The organism is Kluyvera sp. (assembly GCF_047971185.1).
Taxonomy (GTDB): Bacteria; Pseudomonadota; Gammaproteobacteria; order Enterobacterales; family Enterobacteriaceae; genus Kluyvera.
Genome location: NZ_JBKDZH010000014.1, coordinates 92,080 through 111,158 on the forward strand (window position 1 = coordinate 92,080; position 19,079 = coordinate 111,158).

At 54.9% G+C, this 19,079-nt stretch carries 18 protein-coding genes and 1 pseudogene; 11 read left to right on the top strand and 8 right to left on the bottom strand.

Translation table 11 applies throughout. The annotated features are described in order from the left end of the window. The first annotated feature begins 1 nt into the window (after position 1). The 3 genes from ACK5JN_RS03035 (at position 2) to ACK5JN_RS03045 (ending at position 3,801) form a co-directional block, all read left to right on the top strand. The gene (locus ACK5JN_RS03035; protein ID WP_416868806.1) at positions 2-580 is read left to right on the top strand and encodes a CoA pyrophosphatase; all 579 of its coding nucleotides are present in this window, start codon (positions 2-4) and stop codon (positions 578-580) included. Between the two features lie 165 nt (positions 581-745). Then, positions 746-2,110, top strand: coding sequence for an L-serine ammonia-lyase (gene sdaA, locus ACK5JN_RS03040; RefSeq protein ID WP_416868807.1), 1,365 nt, complete (start codon positions 746-748; stop codon positions 2,108-2,110). A gap of 134 nt (positions 2,111-2,244) precedes the next feature. Further along, on the top strand, positions 2,245-3,801 hold the full coding sequence (locus ACK5JN_RS03045) for an EAL domain-containing protein (RefSeq protein ID WP_416868808.1): 1,557 nt from the start codon (positions 2,245-2,247) through the stop codon (positions 3,799-3,801). 34 nt (positions 3,802-3,835) lie between these two features. On the opposite strand, the gene yoaE is transcribed toward ACK5JN_RS03045, so the two are convergent. After that, a complete protein-coding gene (yoaE, locus tag ACK5JN_RS03050) occupies positions 3,836-5,395 on the bottom strand; it encodes a CNNM family cation transport protein YoaE (protein WP_416868809.1) in 1,560 nt (519 codons plus the stop codon). A 455-nt stretch (positions 5,396-5,850) separates the two neighbouring features. On the opposite strand from yoaE, the gene manX reads away from it, so the two are divergent. From manX to mntP, 5 genes are all read left to right on the top strand, one after another. Next, the gene (gene manX, locus ACK5JN_RS03055) at positions 5,851-6,819 is read left to right on the top strand and encodes a PTS mannose transporter subunit IIAB (protein ID WP_416868810.1); all 969 of its coding nucleotides are present in this window, start codon (positions 5,851-5,853) and stop codon (positions 6,817-6,819) included. Between the two features lie 62 nt (positions 6,820-6,881). Further along, the gene (gene manY, locus ACK5JN_RS03060; protein WP_416868811.1) at positions 6,882-7,682 is read left to right on the top strand and encodes a PTS mannose transporter subunit IIC; all 801 of its coding nucleotides are present in this window, start codon (positions 6,882-6,884) and stop codon (positions 7,680-7,682) included. 12 nt (positions 7,683-7,694) lie between these two features. Then, positions 7,695-8,546: a PTS mannose transporter subunit IID gene (locus ACK5JN_RS03065; RefSeq protein WP_416868812.1), complete on the top strand. Its 852-nt coding sequence runs from the start codon at positions 7,695-7,697 to the stop codon at positions 8,544-8,546. Between the two features lie 54 nt (positions 8,547-8,600). After that, a complete protein-coding gene (locus ACK5JN_RS03070; protein ID WP_416868813.1) occupies positions 8,601-9,059 on the top strand; it encodes a DUF986 family protein in 459 nt (152 codons plus the stop codon). Positions 9,060-9,438: 379 nt separating this feature from the next. Further along, a complete protein-coding gene (gene mntP / locus ACK5JN_RS03075) occupies positions 9,439-10,005 on the top strand; it encodes a manganese efflux pump MntP (protein ID WP_416868814.1) in 567 nt (188 codons plus the stop codon). Here mntP and rlmA read toward each other — a convergent pair. The 5 genes and pseudogenes from rlmA to mgrB all read right to left on the bottom strand — a co-directional run bounded on the left by rlmA (position 10,002) and on the right by mgrB (position 12,591). After that, positions 10,002-10,799, bottom strand: a complete 798-nt coding sequence (gene rlmA, locus ACK5JN_RS03080) for a 23S rRNA (guanine(745)-N(1))-methyltransferase (protein ID WP_416868815.1) — start codon at positions 10,797-10,799, stop codon at positions 10,002-10,004. The genes mntP and rlmA overlap by 4 nt on opposite strands. Before the next feature lie 172 nt (positions 10,800-10,971). Further along, positions 10,972-11,181: a transcription antiterminator/RNA stability regulator CspE gene (gene cspE, locus ACK5JN_RS03085; RefSeq protein ID WP_001062678.1), complete on the bottom strand. Its 210-nt coding sequence runs from the start codon at positions 11,179-11,181 to the stop codon at positions 10,972-10,974. Positions 11,182-11,193: 12 nt separating this feature from the next. Beyond that, positions 11,194-11,338: pseudogene (locus ACK5JN_RS03090) on the bottom strand (DUF2627 domain-containing protein). Between the two features lie 743 nt (positions 11,339-12,081). Beyond that, positions 12,082-12,375: a YebO family protein gene (locus tag ACK5JN_RS03095; RefSeq protein WP_416868816.1), complete on the bottom strand. Its 294-nt coding sequence runs from the start codon at positions 12,373-12,375 to the stop codon at positions 12,082-12,084. Between the two features lie 72 nt (positions 12,376-12,447). Beyond that, positions 12,448-12,591, bottom strand: coding sequence for a PhoP/PhoQ regulator MgrB (gene mgrB / locus ACK5JN_RS03100; protein WP_064544774.1), 144 nt, complete (start codon positions 12,589-12,591; stop codon positions 12,448-12,450). A 168-nt stretch (positions 12,592-12,759) separates the two neighbouring features. Between mgrB and ACK5JN_RS03105 the strand changes: the two genes are divergently transcribed. Beyond that, positions 12,760-12,999, top strand: a complete 240-nt coding sequence (locus tag ACK5JN_RS03105) for a YobH family protein (protein WP_416868817.1) — start codon at positions 12,760-12,762, stop codon at positions 12,997-12,999. 54 nt (positions 13,000-13,053) lie between these two features. Here ACK5JN_RS03105 and kdgR read toward each other — a convergent pair whose 3' ends face one another. Continuing rightward, on the bottom strand, positions 13,054-13,845 hold the full coding sequence (gene kdgR, locus ACK5JN_RS03110; RefSeq protein ID WP_064544768.1) for a DNA-binding transcriptional regulator KdgR: 792 nt from the start codon (positions 13,843-13,845) through the stop codon (positions 13,054-13,056). Between the two features lie 176 nt (positions 13,846-14,021). On the opposite strand from kdgR, the gene ACK5JN_RS03115 reads away from it, so the two are divergent. After that, positions 14,022-15,395: an MFS transporter gene (locus tag ACK5JN_RS03115; protein ID WP_416868818.1), complete on the top strand. Its 1,374-nt coding sequence runs from the start codon at positions 14,022-14,024 to the stop codon at positions 15,393-15,395. On the opposite strand, the gene ACK5JN_RS03120 is transcribed toward ACK5JN_RS03115, so the two are convergent. Continuing rightward, positions 15,392-16,009, bottom strand: a complete 618-nt coding sequence (locus tag ACK5JN_RS03120) for a helix-turn-helix transcriptional regulator (protein ID WP_416868819.1) — start codon at positions 16,007-16,009, stop codon at positions 15,392-15,394. The genes ACK5JN_RS03115 and ACK5JN_RS03120 overlap by 4 nt on opposite strands. Positions 16,010-16,626: 617 nt before the next feature. Here ACK5JN_RS03120 and pgaA point away from each other — a divergent pair. Then, a complete protein-coding gene (gene pgaA / locus ACK5JN_RS03125; protein ID WP_416868820.1) occupies positions 16,627-19,074 on the top strand; it encodes a poly-beta-1,6 N-acetyl-D-glucosamine export porin PgaA in 2,448 nt (815 codons plus the stop codon). The last annotated feature ends 5 nt before the right edge of the window (positions 19,075-19,079 follow it).

Here is a 19,079-nt window from a genome sequence, read left to right on the forward strand (position 1 = left end):
CATGGTTGACCCTTCGCTGAACCTGGACGATTTTCTCTCCCGGTTTCAGCTACTTCGCCCGCAGCCGACCCGCGCCGCGCTCAATGCCCGCCAGGCGGCGGTGCTGATCCCGATCGTCCGCCGTCCCGAGCCTGGGCTGCTGCTGACGCAGCGCTCCGCACGTTTGCGCAAACACCCGGGCCAGGTAGCGTTTCCCGGTGGCGCGGTAGACAGCAGCGACGCTTCACTGATTGCCGCCGCCCTGCGGGAAGCGCAGGAAGAGGTGGCGATTCCGCCGGAGTGCGTGGATATTATCGGCGTACTGCCGCCGGTCGATAGCGTCACCGGTTTTCAGGTGACGCCGGTCCTCGGGGTTATTCCGCCAGACCTGCACTATCACGCCAGCGAAGATGAAGTGGCTTCGGTCTTCGAAATGCCGCTGGCCGAAGCGCTGCGGCTGGGGCGCTATCACCCGCTCGATATCCACAGACGCGGTAATTCGCATCGCGTCTGGCTCTCGTGGTATCAGCACTATTTTGTCTGGGGCATGACCGCTGGCATCATTCGTGAGCTGGCGCTACAAGTGGGCCTGAAGCCCTGACTATACTTATCACTACCGCCGGTTTTCAGTATTAGTAAAATCACAGCCATTCATTAGTTAAATTCATGTGAATAGTTAAGCTGAATACCGGGTTCCCTCATACACTATGCGCAGTTATTACATCGTTGCCGCAACAGCGCGGCAACCCTGTTCAGGAGTGTTAAAGTGATTAGTATATTCGACATGTTTAAGGTGGGGATTGGTCCCTCATCTTCCCATACTGTAGGGCCGATGAAGGCTGGCAAACAGTTCGTCGATGACCTGGTCGAAAAGGGACTGATTGATGACGTGACGCGCGTTGCGGTTGACGTCTACGGTTCACTGTCCCTCACCGGTAAGGGCCACCATACCGATATCGCCATTATCATGGGGCTGGCGGGCAACCAGCCGGATACCGTCGATATCGACGCGATCCCGGCGTTTATCCGCGATGTAGAAACCCGCGGGCGTCTGCTGCTGGCCAACGGCCGCGTAGAGGTCGATTTCCCGGCGGACGACGGTATGCGTTTTCGCAGCGAAAACCTGTCGCTGCACGAAAACGCCATGCAGATCCACGCCTGGGCGGGCGAAACGCTGGTGTACAGCAAAACCTATTACTCCATCGGCGGCGGTTTTATCGTTGATGAAGAACACTTCGGCAAAGAAGCCAGCGACGCGGTAAACGTGCCCTATCCGTTTGCCTCGGCGACAGAGATGCTCGGCTACTGTAAAGAGACCGGTCTGTCCCTGTCCGGCATGGTGATGCAAAACGAGCTGGCCCTGCACAGCAAAAAAGAGATTGAAGACTATTTTGCCAACGTCTGGCAGACCATGCGCGCCTGTATCGATCGCGGCATGAATACCGAAGGCATTCTGCCCGGGCCGCTGCGCGTCCCGCGTCGTGCCTCCGCGCTGCGGCGGATGCTGGTCTCCAGCGACAAACTCTCTCACGACCCGATGAACGTGGTCGACTGGGTGAATATGTTTGCGCTGGCGGTTAACGAAGAGAACGCCGCCGGTGGCCGCGTGGTGACCGCGCCAACCAACGGTGCCTGCGGTATCGTCCCGGCGGTGCTGGCCTATTACGATCACTTTATCGAATCGGTTAGCCCGGATATCTACATTCGCTACTTCCTCGCCTCCGGCGCGATTGGCGCGCTGTATAAAATGAACGCCTCCATTTCCGGCGCGGAAGTGGGCTGCCAGGGCGAAGTGGGCGTCGCCTGTTCCATGGCGGCGGCCGGTCTGGCCGAGCTGCTGGGTGCGAGTCCGGAGCAGGTGTGCGTGGCGGCGGAAATTGGTATGGAGCACAACCTGGGGCTGACCTGCGATCCGGTCGCCGGCCAGGTGCAGGTGCCGTGTATCGAACGTAACGCCATCGCCTCGGTTAAGGCGATCAACGCCGCGCGCATGGCCATGCGCCGCACCAGCGAACCGCGCGTGTCGCTTGATAAGGTTATCGAGACGATGTACGAAACCGGTAAAGATATGAACGCCAAATACCGTGAAACCTCCCGCGGCGGTCTGGCTATCAAAGTGCAGTGTGACTAATCTCCGCTCACCCACCCCTAATACGGGTGGGTGATTTATTTCCCTCTTTTCCCTCACAATGTTTGCTGGCCGCTACACTTGCTTTGCCGACACTGGTATTTTCAGTATCAATACATCCGCACTGAGCATCGGACATGCAGACAGCACAATGGATTATCAGGAAGTATCTGCGTAAGCGAATCGCGGTCTGTGTGATTATCGCGGTGGGTGCCTTTGCCCTCACCCTGGGTACGCGATTTATTTCGCAGCGTGGCGTAAATCAGCAGCAGATAGACGCGCTGACGGCCCATTCTGTCGAAAGCTTGAATAAAATATTGCGCCCCGTGGAATTTCAGCGTCAGGAGATGCTGGCGCTGGTGGGGCAGCCCTGTATGGCCATTCACCTGCCGTTGCGCAAACTGGCGGTCATGCTACAAACGGTACGCTCAGTGGCGCTGGTAAAATCGGGGCAGCTGTACTGTTCCAGCACGCTGGGCGCCCGCAATGTTGCCGTGCACACGCTTCAGCCCTGGCTGCCCAACGGCCAGCCGCGCCTTGAGCTGGCCACCGACCATTCGGTGCTGAAAGGCACGCCGATACTGATTCAATGGTACCCGGCGTCCGCCGACGGCCAGGACGGCGTACTGGTGTCGATCAACATCGACCTGCTCAGCAATATTATCCTCGAGCCGGCACCGCCGCTGATTAACCACATCAGCCTCAACGTGGGGAACCAGCATTACCAGCCCGACGTCGGAATTACCGATGCGCTGTCCAGCAACGGCGACAGTATCTACACCCGTAGCTCCGCGGCGTTCCCGTTTAGCGTCAGCGCCCTCAGCCCCGGCGCTGAACGGCTGGCGCTGCGTAACCTGCTCTCGCAACTGCCGCTGGCGATTATCATGAGCGTGCTGTTTACCTGGATTGCATGGTTGGCCACCGCCGGGCGGCTCAGCTTCTCGCGGGAAATTAATATGGGTATCGCGGGGAAAGAGTTCAGCCTCTACTGCCAGCCGCAGATGGACGCCCGCATGCAGCGCTGCATCGGCGTGGAGATCCTGCTACGGTGGCACAACCCGCGAGTGGGCTGGGTAGAACCGGACGTGTTTATCCCCATTGCGGAAACGCAACACCTGATTATTCCCCTCACCCGCTATGTGATCGGCGAAACAGCAAAAAAACTGTCTCTTTTCCCGCAGGACCCGGCGTTCCAGATAGGCATCAACGTTGCCGCCCCGCACTTCAAGAATGGCCGTCTGATGCAGGATTTACATCAGCACTGGTTTAGCTATCAGCCCGTTCAGCAGTTGACGGTAGAACTGACCGAGCGCGATGCCCTGCACGATGTTAACTATCAGGTGCGCAGCGAGCTGGGGAATCGCCAGGTCAAACTGGCGATCGATGACTTTGGCACAGGCAACAGCTCTCTGTCCTGGCTTGAGATGCTGCATCCCGACGTGCTGAAGATTGATAAATCCTTCACCAGCGCCATCGGCACCGATGCGGTGAACTCAACGGTCACCGAGATCATTATCGCGCTGGGGCAGCGGCTGAATATTGAACTGATTGCGGAGGGCGTGGAAACGCGCGAGCAGGCGCAGTATTTACAGCGCCACGGCGTTCACCTGTTGCAGGGATATCTGTTTTCGCCGCCGATGCCGCTGGAAGATTTCCCGCAGTGGCTGGCTGAACATGAGGCGAAACAACCGTAGCCCGGCGTCTACGCTGACGCCGGGCTACCGGGGGTTACTCTTCTTCGTCGTGGGCTGAAACCCGCTTCACCACGCGTACCTGATCGACACGATACCCGTTGGCCGCCGTCACGGTAATCTGCGCGGACGGCAGTTCAACCGTCTCGCCGACTGCCGGGATCTGGCCATTGACCGCAATCACCAGCCCCGCCACGGTGGCGTAGTCGTTATCTTCATCCACCAGGTTTTCGAGGCCCAGCGTTTGCTGTAGCGCGTGCAGGTCGGTGGAGCCTTTTACTAACCAGCCTTCACCGTCGGCGACGATTTCCGGCGTTTCATCCGCATCCGGGAATTCACCGGCAATGGCCTCCAGCACGTCCAGCGGCGTAACCAGCCCCTGCACCACGCCAAACTCGTTGGTCACGATAACGAAGCTGCCGCGCGCCCGGCGCAGCACGCCCAGCATGTTGATCGGATCCAGCGTGTCCGGCACGATAATCGCCGGCGTCGCGGCGGCAATCGCCAGCACGTCTTCACCCGCTTCCAGCGCCACCAGCAGCTCTTTAGCGCGGACAATACCGACGATTTCATCCAGTTCACCGCGACACACCGGGAACAGGCTGTGCGGCGATGACAGCAGCTGTTCGCGGATTTCGTCCACGCTCAGGTCGGCGTCCACCCAGCTGATTTCGCCACGCGGCGTCATAATGCTGCGCAGCGAGCGCGAGGCCAGCGTCAGCACGCCGTTAATCATGTAGCGCTCTTCTTCAACAAACGCCCCTTCCGGTACCGGCACGTTGGTCGGATGCCCTTCTTCCTGCGCGGCGCTTACCGGCTTGCGGTTGCCCATCAGGCGCAGAATGGCATCGGCGGTGCGTGCGCGCAGCGGCAGCGTCGACTGATGACGAATAAAGTTACGGCGTGCGATCTGGTTAAACAGCTCAATGATGATTGAGAAGCCAATCGCGGCGTACAGGTAGCCTTTCGGAATATGGAAGCCAAAACCTTCCGCTACCAGGCTCAAGCCGATCATCAGCAGGAAGCTCAGACACAGCACCACCACCGTCGGATGCTGGTTGACAAAGCGCGTCAGCGGTTTCGAAGCCAGCAGCATCACGCCCATGGCGATCACCACCGCGGCCATCATCACCGGCAGATGGTTCACCATCCCGACCGCGGTGATTACCGCATCCAGCGAGAACACCGCGTCAAGCACCACAATCTGCATGACCACGACCCAGAAGCTGGAATAGCCTTTACCGTGGCCCGAGTCGTGCTGACGGTTTTCCAGCCGCTCGTGCAGCTCGGTGGTGGCTTTAAACAGCAGGAACAGGCCGCCCACCAGCATGATCAGGTCGCGTCCGGAGAAGGTCTGCCCCCATACGCTAAACAGCGGCGCGGTCAGAGTCACCATCCACGAGATCACGGAAAGCAGTCCCAGACGCATGATTAGCGCCAGAGAAAGACCGATAAGACGGGCTTTATCTCGTTGTTTCGGCGGCAGTTTATCGGCAAGAATCGCGATAAATACCAGGTTATCAATACCGAGAACGATTTCCAGAACGACAAGCGTCAACAATCCGGCCCAGATTGACGGGTCCATTAACAGTTCCATAAACCACTCCAACGAGAGACGTGACGAGTCATCGCTATGTCATGTTTAAGCGAGACGATACCAGGCGATAGAAAAATGTGGCGCGCAGGGCCAGGACGTGTGCCGCAAAAGCGGCTGGTGGTGAAACGGCGTCGGTGACGATCCATACTACGGGCTGATGCCCTATACTCCTGTGTAGTTAAACGGATATACAACATAGCAAAAACAAATGACATTTTGGCAGAGATTTACGAGTCTTTGCAAAATGTAAGGTAATTTTTTGCAGCATGAAATAATTGTCGCCCTTTAACTAAATTACGGATCTTCATCACATTAATTATTCTTTCACTGTCTAAAATAATTCTCGGTATTTATTGGTTTATCTCTCTAACCCTTGTCTGAATCGATTCGGTCACGACATCGGCTCAAAATGTATCGGGCATACTGATACACACGATAATAAAAGGAGGTAGCAAGTGACGATTGCTATTGTAATAGGCACACATGGTTGGGCAGCAGAACAACTGCTGAAAACGGCAGAAATGCTGTTGGGTGAGCAGGAGAATGTTGGCTGGATCGATTTCGTGCCTGGCGAGAACGCAGAAACGTTAATCGAAAAATACACCGCACAGCTGGCTAAGCTTGATACCAGCAAAGGTGTGTTGTTCCTGGTCGACACCTGGGGCGGTAGCCCATTCAATGCGGCAAGCCGTATCGTTGTCGATAAAGAAAACTATGAAGTGATCGCTGGCGTCAACGTCCCGATGCTGGTCGAAACCTTCATGGCCCGCGACGACAACCCGAGCTTCGACGAACTGGTCGCTCTGGCCGTTGAAACCGGTAGCGAAGGCGTGAAAGCGCTGAAAGCCAAACCGGTGGAAAAAGCCGCGCCGGTTGCTGCACCTGTCGCACCAAAAGCCGCTGCACCAGCGAAACCGATGGGCCCGAACGATTACATGGTCATCGGCCTGGCGCGTATCGATGACCGTCTGATTCACGGTCAGGTTGCGACCCGCTGGACCAAAGAAACCAACGTGACCCGCATTATTGTTGTCAGCGACGAAGTGGCTGCCGACACCGTGCGTAAAACGCTGCTGACTCAGGTTGCTCCTCCAGGCGTAACGGCACACGTTGTCGATGTCGCCAAAATGATCCGCGTCTACAACAACCCGAAATATGCGGGCGAGCGCGTGATGCTGCTGTTCACTAACCCGACTGACGTTGAACGTATTGTGGAAGGCGGCGTGAAAGTGACTTCCGTTAACGTCGGCGGCATGGCGTTCCGCCAGGGCAAAACCCAGGTGAACAACGCCGTTTCCGTTGATGAGAAGGATATTGAAGCCTTCCAGAAACTGAACGCACGCGGGATCGAGCTGGAAGTCCGTAAGGTTTCCACCGATCAGAGACTGAAAATGATGGATCTGATTGCCAAAGTGCCGAAATAAGCGCTCTGGCAACCTTTTTTAGCCTTCACACTTAAGTTTGAATTAGCAATAGGAGAAGTACAATGGAGATTACCACTCTTCAGATTGTGCTGGTGTTCATCGTCGCATGTATCGCGGGTATGGAATCGATACTTGATGAATTTCAGTTCCACCGCCCGCTGGTCGCTTGTACCCTGGTCGGTATCGTTCTCGGGGACATGAAAACCGGTATTATCATCGGTGGTACCCTTGAAATGATCGCGCTGGGCTGGATGAACATCGGTGCAGCCGTTGCGCCGGATGCCGCCCTGGCCTCTATCATTTCAACCATTCTGGTTATCGCAGGCCATCAGGGCATCGGTGCCGGTATCGCGCTGGCGATTCCGCTGGCCGCTGCGGGCCAGGTTCTGACCATTATCGTTCGTACCATCACCGTGGCCTTCCAGCACGCAGCGGATAAAGCGGCGGAGAGCGGAAACCTCACGGCGCTGTCCTGGATCCACGTGTCCTCCCTGTTCCTGCAGGCGATGCGTATTGCTATCCCAGCTGTCATCGTTGCCGTTTCCGTCGGCACCAGTGAAGTTCAGGGCATGCTGAACGCCATTCCGGAAGTGGTGACCAGCGGTCTGAACATCGCCGGTGGCATGATCGTGGTGGTTGGTTATGCGATGGTCATCAACATGATGCGCGCAGGCTACCTGATGCCGTTCTTCTACCTGGGCTTCGTGACCGCCGCATTCACTGACTTCAACCTGGTTGCTCTGGGTGTGATCGGCGCAGTGATGGCTATCCTCTACATCCAGCTGAGCCCGAAATACAACCGCGTAGCCGGTGCACCAGCTCAGGCAGCTGGCAATAACGATCTCGACAACGAACTGGACTAACAGGTGAGCGAAATGGTTGATGTGACTAAAACTACCACCGAGAAAAAACTCACTCCGGGTGATATTCGTGGCGTGTTCCTTCGTTCTAACCTGTTCCAGGGTTCATGGAACTTCGAACGTATGCAGGCGCTGGGCTTCTGCTTCTCCATGGTTCCGGCGATTAAACGCCTGTACCCAGAGAACAACGATGCGCGTAAACAAGCGATTAAGCGTCACCTGGAATTCTTTAACACCCATCCGTACGTTGCGGCGCCGGTACTCGGCGTAACGCTGGCGATGGAAGAACAGCGTGCTAACGGCGCAGAGATTGACGATGGTGCCATCAACGGTATCAAAGTAGGTCTGATGGGCCCGCTGGCAGGCGTGGGCGACCCGATTTTCTGGGGTACCGTACGTCCGGTATTCGCCGCGCTGGGCGCCGGTATCGCGATGAGCGGTAGCCTGCTTGGTCCGCTGCTGTTCTTCATCCTGTTCAACCTGGTACGTCTGGCAACCCGTTACTACGGCGTGGCTTACGGCTACCGTAAAGGTATCGATATCGTTAGCGATATGGGCGGCGGCTTCCTGCAGAAACTGACTGAGGGGGCGTCAATCCTCGGCCTGTTTGTTATGGGGGCCCTGGTGAACAAGTGGACACACGTGAACATCCCGCTGGTGGTTTCAACCATCACCGGTCAGGATGGCCAGACTCGCGTGACCACCGTGCAGACTATCCTTGACCAGCTGATGCCGGGCCTGGTACCGCTGCTGTTGACCTTCGCCTGTATGTGGCTGCTGCGTAAGAAAGTTAACGCCCTGTGGATCATCGTTGGCTTCTTCGTCATCGGTATCGTGGGCTACGCAATCGGCCTGCTGGGTCTGTAATATCTGCTGTACGCCGGGGGCCTCTGCCCCCGGTTTTTTTTATCTGGAGGCTTAATGACAATAACGGATCTGATACTGGTTCTTTTCATCCTCGCGCTGCTGGCATTCGCCATTTACGACCAGTTCATTATGCCCCGCCGCCACGGCGCTACCCTGCTTTCGGTTCCCCTGCTGCGTCCCGGACGCGTAGACAGCGTTATCTTCGTCGTGCTGATCGCCATTCTGATTTACAACAACGTGACCCACCACGGCGAAATTATAACCACATGGTTATTATGTGCGCTGGCGCTGATGGGCTTTTATCTGTTCTGGATCCGTAGCCCAAAGATTATTTTCAAAGCGGAAGGTTTTTTCTTCGCCAATGCGTGGATTAAATATAGCCGGATCCAGAAAATGAATTTATCCGAGGATGGCGTGCTGGTGATGCAATTAGAAAAACGCCGTCTTCTTGTGCGGGTCAAGAATATTGATGACCTCGAAAAGATATACAACCTTCTCATTAATAATCAATAAGTTATAATATAGCCTTCGCTATAACTGTGTTATTTTCAGGCAATGTAGTTATAGCGTTGGCTATGTTTAGCCCAGCATTTCCCTTCATATTTATTAACTTCCTGATTACGCAATAAATCCAAATGAAAATCGTTATCACTAAACGATTAAATAAGCAATAGCAAGAGTTGTTTTATATTCTAAAAATATGTTAAGGTTGCGCCCGTCGTTGGGGAGTAGCTGATTTCCACTAGCTGGAAATGTACGTGTCAACATACTCGTTGCAAAACGTGGTGCGTACGGATTACGTCAGTAGTCAAGCGAGACCATAGACGCATTTACTGCTGATTACTGGGGGCAGGAATGTGTCGTATGGAAACTTCCCGGTCTGGACACGCACATGAATTTAACCGCCACTATCCTCCTTGCCTTAGGTATGTCGATGGATGCATTCGCTGCATCGATTGGTAAAGGCGCCACCCTGCATAAACCCAAATTCTCTGAAGCGCTGCGTACCGGCCTGATCTTTGGCGTGATCGAAATGCTCACCCCGCTTATCGGCTGGGGACTGGGGATGCTTGCCAGCCAGTTCGTGATGGAATGGAGCCACTGGGTGGCCTTTGTACTGCTGGTGTTCCTCGGCGGGCGTATGGTTATCGAGGGGATACGCGGCAATGACGACGACGAAAAAGAAGCGCCGCGTCGCCATGGTTTCTGGCTGCTGGTCACCACCGCGATTGCCACCAGCCTCGATGCGATGGCCGTTGGCGTTGGCCTGGCGTTCCTGCAGGTCAATATTCTGACTACCGCGTTTGCCATCGGCTGCGCCACCTTTGTGATGTCGACGCTTGGTATTATGGTCGGCCGCTTTATCGGCCCGCTGCTCGGCAAACGGGCCGAAATTCTGGGCGGGATCGTGCTTATCGCTATCGGCGCACAGATCCTCTACGCCCACTATATGGGTTAATCGGCTTCCCGGCGCCAGGCGTGAATCGCGAAATCCGTCTGGCAGTCAAACTGCGTCTGCTGCTGTAACCTCTCCCACACTTCTGGCTTTGCCCGCCATGCAAATGGCGTCATCTGCAATAGCGTCACCGCTTCAGCGCCGGTTAACTGCATCGGATAGGCCAGCGCATCGTGGCTCTCGAGCGTAAACCCGTCAATCACCTCTGAGTGCGGCGCATGCAGCTGTACTTCACTGTAAATCAGCCCTTTCAGCTCAACGAGATGGTGCGGGCCCGGGGTGACGGTAATCACCCAACCGCCCGGCTTCACAACCCGTTTAAGCTCCTGCGGATTACAGGGAGCATAAATGCGAATCACCACATCCATACTGTGATCAGCAAAAGGCAGACGCTGGCTAGAAGCAACGCAAAAGTTCACCTGCGGATAACGCTTAGCGCCGAAGCGGACCGCGGTTTTCGACACATCCAGGCCCCACGTTTCCTGCGCCTGGGCGGCAAACGCGTGGGTGTAGTACCCTTCTCCACAGCCGATATCCAGCAGCTGCTGCGGCTGAATCGCGCTCAGTTTATCGCTTACCGCATCGCGCAGCGGCTGATAGTGCCCAGCATCAAGAAAGGCCCGGCGCGCCTGCATCATCTCCGCACTGTCGCCCGGGTCGCGAGAACGTTTATGCTGCACCGGCAGGAGGTTAACGTAGCCCTCTTTCGCCCGATCGAACTGATGACGCTGCGGGCAAAGGTAACTATTGCCGCTGCGCGTGAGCGGCGCGTGGCAGAGCGGACAACTGTAGGACATAACAACTCCGGCTAGATAACAAAGGGCGAAAGTGTACCGCTATTCTGGCGCGGGCGGAAGGCGAAGCGAGGGTTCAGGGCGGATGATGATAAAAATGATAAAGCCCCGCAGTCGCGAGGCTTTATGTCTGATAACGTTGCGCTTGCGCGCCGCAAGATCAGTGGGTATCGAATCAGATAGCGGTTACGTTAACAGCCGCTGGGCCTTTCTGGCCGTCCTGAATTTCGAACTCAACGTTCTGGCCTTCAGCCAGAGTTTTGAAGCCGTTACCCTGGATCGCAGAGAAGTGTACGAATACATCTTTGCTGCCGTCAGCCGGAGTAATGAAGCCAAAACCTTTAGACTCGTTGAACCACTTAACTTGACCTTTAATCTTTGCCATTTGCAAAATTCCTTAGAGTGTTTTCTGCGCCCGCAGGCGTTTTCATAGATAAAACTGAGACATGACTGCATGAGGCACTAATATAAGGTTCGGCAGAGAAGCGGTATTCAACGTCAACGTGTTTACTCAGAACTTCTTTACTGATAATGCCATACATAAACAGAACTGTACCTCGTTTAACCCAAAACGTGTTATCACATACAACGTAAATAATGGCAAGCCATTTTTAAACGTGACTCGATCGGCCGCACAAATCCCAACAAATCATTTGCTCAGGGGCGTCGTTGCGCCTACGAGAGCAACCTGCCGGGCAGGTGGCAGATGCCCTAAACGTGACCTAGCTTACGGTAACGTAAGGCATTTTTAACATAGACCAACTTTTTTACCGCGTCCAGAATCGCTGTGCCGCAACACAAAAATTTATATCGTTAGATTATTTTCACTATAACTTTTTCGCCTGCCATTTTGATGGCCGGTTATAAGTGCATGATCTCCCCACGATGCGCATCGAAGCAGTTCCGGTTAATCATCCGCGTTATTTTGCACCAAAATAATGATCGTTTTGTGACATTGCTTCATAACAACGCAATAAAAACGTTTCGCTATTATCAAGCCGATTCGCCCGATCGTTAAGCACCACTACAACATTATTATGAACGATAATAATAGGCGTATAAAAATAATACTCATCAATGGATGATGGATAACAATAACATACCGTTATGCCATCAGACGGGATGGCGGTTCCACATTTGGGGTGACTCAGTTTGCGCAAAAGCCCAATCGACACGCGCAATGAAAGGATAACAAACAGGGGGAAACGAACTTGCACCGGAACGGTGCATCAGCATTCTGTCCGGCAGCCTGCGATAGGCTGCACGGAGTCATCGCACAACGTTATTACCGCTCGGCAACCAGGCGAATAAAATCGTCTTTGTCGTCTTCTTTTTTCTCTTCTGCCTGCAACGTTTCTTCTTCCTGTTTCTCTGGCTCATTGGCTTCGCATAAACGACGCAGCAGCGCATTCTGACGCTTTTGCTGATCGAGCAGCGATTCAAGGAGTTCGATTTGCTCGTTTGCGCGGGAGCTGGCGCGATTCACAAAGAACCACAGAACCAGACCGACCAACAGCAGCAGGAAGGATAACGCCAGAGATGCCAGATTTAATGCCCCAGAACTTACAAGATCACTCATTTCACCACCTCAAAAGGAACGATCCATTCTACCACTCACATCACGGAAGGAAATGCTGCCGGCAAAAATGTTTTACCAGGGTATAAACCGGTTAATGCTGCAAACGCCGCTAAAAAACTGAACGTCCTGATCGCACATCACGTTGATCATTTGTGTCCAGAGCAGCAGGCAGGCGGCAATCACGAGTATCAATAATACCCACCGAAACTTTTTCACTCCACTCTCCGCATGAATTCTTATTCAGATGTCACCAGGTTAGCATGCTAACCTTAAACCGCGGCTAACTGTAACGGCAACTCGTGCTTTTAGGAATCATAGACTTGTGTCAATCCGTAATCGCGATACGGTAGTATTCATGAAGGAAATAATAGAAGAGGAATTTTTATGCGCCTGTTAATCAGGATCATCGTTTGCCTGGCCATCATCGCCATTGGTGTGCTTTTGAGCGGTTATGGCGTACTGGCGGGAAGCCAGAAGACCGCCGGTGGCCTGGGGCTCCAGTGTAAGTATCTGACGGCTCAGGGGTTCAGTACCGCATTTTACCTGCACGGCGATAACGGCGTGGTTGGCCGACCGAGCTGCCCGCTGCTGCGCAAAACCGCCAGCGTCGTCGACGAGGGTTAAGACAGACGAAAAAAAGCCCGGTGCAGACAACCACCGGGCTTTTTTATTTCGCGATTAGAACGGGTAGTCGTTATAGCCCATCTGTTCGGAAATTTTACGCGCTGCGGTATGCAGCATCTCGACATACTCATGCAGACGTTCCTCAGAGAAACGCAGCGTGGGGAAAGAGATACTCAGACCGGCGATCACTACGCCGAAACGGTCAAACACCGGCACGCCGATACAGCGCAGCCCTTCTTCCTGCTCTTCGTTATCTTCGCCGTAGCCCTGCTTACGCACCTGTTCCAGCACGGTAATCAGCTCATCGGTGTTGGCAATCGTGCGTTCAGTACTGCATTTATACTCAACGCCTTCCAGGATCTGGCGAACTTCAGCGGTATCACGCCACGCCAGCAGAACCTTACCAATAGCCGTACTGTACAGCGGGTTACGACGCCCTACGCGGGAGTACATACGCAGGTTATACATGGAGTCAATTTTATGGATGTAGACAATACTGTCTTCATCCAGCGCGCCAAGGTGAATGGTCTCTTTCGTCAGACGAGAGAGTTCACGCATCTGGATATCCGCGCTGCGGATCAGGTCGACGTTTTGCAACGCCCGCGCGCCCAGCTCAAAGAGCTTCAGGGTCAGCGAATACTTTTCAGATTCCCCTTCCTGGGCAACATAACCCAAAGACTTCATGGTTTGCAAAAAGCGATAAACGGTGCTTTTCGACATCATGACGCGCTGCGAAAGTTCAGTAATGCCAATTTCGCGTTCTTCGCCAAGTGCCTGCAGGATACCAAATACCTTTAGTACCGAAGAGACAGAATCTGGCTGCTTGTCCAAATCTGCTGCTGACATTTATCACCTCATCGCAACTGTTTTATAAATATTAGAACCGGTTTTTATTATAATTTCGCAAAGCCTCCGTAGCAATGAAACTTCTGTGACCTGGTTACAAATCTTAGACATTCAATTGATTAATCAATGCTAGAATCATTCTCTGGTTAATAATTTCCTCCAAAACAAGTTCCAACATGACTAGAAACATGATTGATGGGCTGCCGTTGCCTCAGCGTTACGGGGCCATTCTGACGATTGTCATCGGCATCACCATGGCCGTTCTCGACGGCGCGATCGCCAACGTGGCGTTACCAACCATCGCCAGCGATCTCAACGCATCGCCGGCAGCCTCTATCTGGATCGTTAACGCTTACCAGATTGCGATTGTCATCTCTCTGCTCTCCCTCTCTTTCCTTGGCGATATGATTGGCTACCACCGCATCTATAAAGCGGGCCTGGTGGTCTTTACCCTGACTTCGCTGCTGTGCGCTTTTTCTCATTCACTTGAGATGCTGACCCTCGCGCGTATTGCCCAGGGTTTCGGCGGCGCGGCGCTGATGAGCGTCAACACGGCGCTGATTCGTCTGATCTATCCGCAGCGCCAGCTTGGGCGCGGGATGGGGATTAACTCCTTTGTGGTGGCGGTCTCTTCGGCTGCGGGCCCGACGATTGCCGCCGCGATTCTGTCTCTGGCCTCCTGGCAGTGGCTGTTCCTGATTAACGTGCCGCTCGGCGTTATTGCCTGGCTGCTGGCCGTGCGCTTTCTGCCGTCTAACGGCAGCCGCAGCGAGAAACCGCGCTTCGACCTGCCCAGCGCGGTGATGAACGCCCTGACCTTCGGCCTGTTGATTACCGCGCTCAGCGGTTTTGCCCAGGGGCAATCGACTACGCTGGTGCTAGCCGAAGTGGCGGCACTGCTGGTGATTGGCTTCTTCTTCGTTCGCCGTCAGCTTCGCCTGCCGGTGCCGCTGCTGCCGGTTGATCTGCTGCGCATTCCGCTGTTTTCACTCTCTATTTGTACCTCCATCTGCTCTTTCTGCGCGCAGATGCTGGCGATGGTCTCTCTGCCGTTCTTCCTGCAAACCATGGTTGGACGTAGCGAAGTTGAGACCGGTTTATTGCTGACCCCGTGGCCGCTGGCGACCATGGTGATGGCGCCGCTGGCGGGCTACCTGATTGAGCGGGTTCACGCCGGGCTACTCGGTGCGCTGGGAATGGGGATTATGGCCTGCGGGCTATTTGCGATGGCGCTACTGCCCTCATCGCCGAGCGATCTGGATATTATCTGGCGCATGCTGCTGTGCGGTGCGGGCTTTGGTTTATTCCAGTCGCCTAACAACCACACCATTATTGCTTCCGCCCCGCGCAACCGTAGCGGCGGCGCCAGCGGCATGCTCGGCACCGCGCGCCTCCTTGGTCAGAGTACCGGTGCGGCGCTGGTGGCGCTGATGTTTAACGTCTTTGGTAACGGCGGCACGCATATTTCGCTGCTGCTGGCCGGCACGCTCGCCGTCGTCGCCATGCTGTTTAGCGGCCTGCGCGTGACGCAACCGCGCGCCCAGAGCTAAACGCGCTCCCTGGACGACACCCGCTGGTTAGCGACATGGCGGGTGTCGTCTGGCGTTTCCAGCAGATGGTTTTTGAAGATAAATAAGCAGGCCTCGTTAAAGTTCTCCACGCCAAGTCGCTCCGACAGTTCAGCCCGCTGGCGATAAAGCCCTCTTACCGACGTATTCAACGTCGCAGCCGCCTCCTCCATCGTCATTCCCGCCATTAAAAGACGCAGCATAAGCCGTTCAGCGCCGCTGAGCGCAAGGTTTTCCAGCCAGACCGGCGTCAGGCGGCGGCTTTTCATGTTCAGCAGCAGCGTAAACAACGCAGTGATATCGGTCGGTTCAAGCAGGTTGCGTAAAAACAGCTTCATATTCAGCATCTCCGCTTCGCGATAGCGCATATCCAGCATGATACAGGAGACCGGCTTTTTCGAGCGCGTTGCATCCATTATCAGATAGTCGTAGCAATGGAGCGGCGAGCGGCTATCAATCAATACTGAATACTCATCGGCGCCGCCATCAAATACCTCGCGATCAATAGAATCTAACTGAATAATATCAGGGAACAACAGTTCAATGCCTCTGACGAGGTAGCTGTCTTGCGTTACTAACAGTATAGATGTTGCCACAAATCATCCCTTATACATTAAAGCAAGAACATCCTTTCAGGAGAAAAGACAATTTCCATTGCATGGCTTATTATAATGATGACAAAACGATGTAGATTAGACTCCTTCTCTCCCCGTCATTTCCGCCATTCACAACAGGCAGCACTGTAATGACTAATCGTGATTATAATTAAAAAACAACCACAGAAAAGATACTGCTTATCAGATTAAGAGTTTTTGTCATAAAACATCCTAAATATTAGCTGTTAAAAAGACATTTCACAGCTTCAGCGCTTGTATTTAGCAGTAATGAAATCAATACAAAAACCCAATAAAACAGATCATTATCAATAGGTTAAAAATAGTTATTATGAATCCAAAAATCCTGAAAATGGCGTTATCTACAGATAAATCCTAAAACATAGCGTCCATTTTCCGTATATTTATCGTCAAACATAACCGGTGTATATTAGCGCTTAAACGCCCCCCACGACGAGGAAAATCCTTTATTACCTAAAGGTAAGTTAGGCACCGCAAAAGAACAATCTGGTTATCAGCTTTATTACCTTTCCCTGAATCAGGATTGAAAGGCGGCCACGTTTTGTCATGGACTCTGGATACAGTTATGGTAAATAGATATGGATAGTTCGTCGCAACACAATAAAATACGCCATTATCGCAGTTCAACATTATCGATTTCATTTAGCCTGCTATTACTCATTCCGGGTCTGGTTTATGGTTCTGAAGCCATATATGAACAACAGATTCAGCAGGCCCGTAACGGTAATTACCGCGCATACCTCAACTACGTTCAGCGTTACCAGCAGCATCGCGCGTTAAATACCGAGCAGGTGGCGGATTGGCTACAGGTGGCGCTATGGGCCGGAAACGACCAGGATGTTTTGCAGATCTGGCAACGCTATCAGGTATATATGCCGCTCCCACCGCGCGCGATCGCCGCGGCGGCGCAGTCTGCGCGAAACCTTCAGCAGTGGCAAACGGCCGAGTCGCTTTGGCTTCAGGCGCTTACGCTGGCCCCCGAAAATGATGACTACCATATCGGCTACATAAAAACCCTGGCCGACGCCCGCCAGGATGCACTGGCGTTGCTGGAAGCACGTCGCTTGCTCACCGAGCGGCATACGTCTGTCCATCTGCAAACGCTCGCCTATGTGTACCAACAGCAGGGGAAAAACGCGGACCGACTCTTAACCGATACCCTCGCACTCGCCCGTCAGCCGCACGATCGCGCGATGCTGAACGAGTGGGTTGACGCCCTAAGTCAAAATCGGATTGATACCCCAGCACAGGCGCATTCATCCGCCGCAGCGCTGTCGCCTGCCCAACGGCGACAGCTGGAGCTCAACGCGGCGGCGGAGCGGGTGCGCATAGCCACCCTCCCCACCCGAAGCGAGCAAGAGCGCTACCGTCTGGCGCAGCAGGTGCTTAGCCGCTACGACGCGCTGTTGGCCCGCTGGCGGGTCGACCCAGAGGCGCAACAGGATGTGATGCGCGCCCGCATCGACCGGCTTGGCGCACTCTACGCCAACGCCGACTACCCGCGAGTGCTCAGTGAATACCAGAGCCTGGTCGCCGCACAGCAGGACGTGCCTGACTGGGCCATCGGCTGGGTGATATCGGCTTATCTCGAACAACAAAATATCGCCGCCGCGCAGGCGCTGCTCGCCGAACGCCCCGGCTATCGCCCGGCCCCTGATGACGATCGGAACGACCTTTTTTTCGCCTTACTGGATACCGGTCAGTACGCCGCGGCCCGGCAGTACGAAGAGCGGGTGATACAGAACACGCCCTGGGCCCGCTATGACCTCGGCGACCCCAGCCCACAGCCCAATGACCTGTGGCTGATCGGCCAGTCACTCCACGTCCAGTATCTGGCGGCGAGCAACGCGCTACCGCAGGCCGAAGCCCGCGCCCAACAGCTGGCCGATTCCGCGCCGGGCAATCAAGGTTTGCAAATCGATTACGCCGGTGTGCTACAGGCCCGCGGGCAGCCCAGAGCTGCCGAGCGCCGGCTCAAAATGGCCGAAGCGCTGGAGCCGTCCAGTATCGAACTGGAAAGCCAGCAGGCCTATGTCGCGATGGATCTCCATGAGTGGCGGCAGATGGATTTACTGGCGGACGATATCATCGCCCGGCGGCCAAGAGATCGCAGCGCACAAAGGCTGGCCAGGCTGCGCGATATTCAGCATTTTTCCGAACTGCGCGTGAACGCTGGTAAAGGGCTGTATTCCGATAACCCAATTAGCGGTACGCACGATCTCAACTGGGACGCCACGCTCTACAGCGCCCCCACCACCGACGGCTGGCGAGCGTTTGCCGGTACCCGCTTTACGCAAGGCCATTTTGATGAAGGTAGCGGTTCCGCGCGTCACCTTTTCGGCGGCGTGGAGTGGCGGCCGCGCGATTTCTGGGGGGAAGCCGAACTCTCCAGCAACCATTTTCACGGTGCCAGCAAGCCCGGCGGGCGTATTGCGGTGGCTTATCAGCCCGTCGATAGCTGGCAGTTTAGCGGTGAACTTGAGCGGATTTCACGTACCACGCCGCTGCGGGCGCTGCGCAACGGCATCAGCGCCAACCGGGCCGCCGCCTCGGTGCACTGGTACCAGAATGAGCGTCGCGACTACCGCGTCAGCGCCGCCGCCAGCGACTTTTCCGACGGTAACCGTCGGCAAGAGTACAGCGTGAGCGGCCAGCAGCGCGTATGGCAGAAGCCAGCCATAACGCTGACCTTATCGCCGGAAATTGCTGCCAGTGCCAATAGCCGCGCCGATACGCTGTATTACAACCCTGCGCGGGATCTCTCCACGGCGGCGTCGTTCACCCTCGACCATCAGATGTACCGGCACTACGACACCCTCTGGAGCCAGCAGATCGTCGCCGGCGGCGGCGCCTACTGGCAGAAACAGCACGCTCCGGGGGCTATCACCCTCCTCGGCTACGGGCAGCGCGTTCAGTGGAACAACGTCCTCGACGCCGGGCTGATGCTGAACTGGGATAAGCGCCCTTACGACGGCAAACGCGAAAGCAATCTCGCCGTCACCTTCGATGCAACTTTACGGTTTTAAGGATG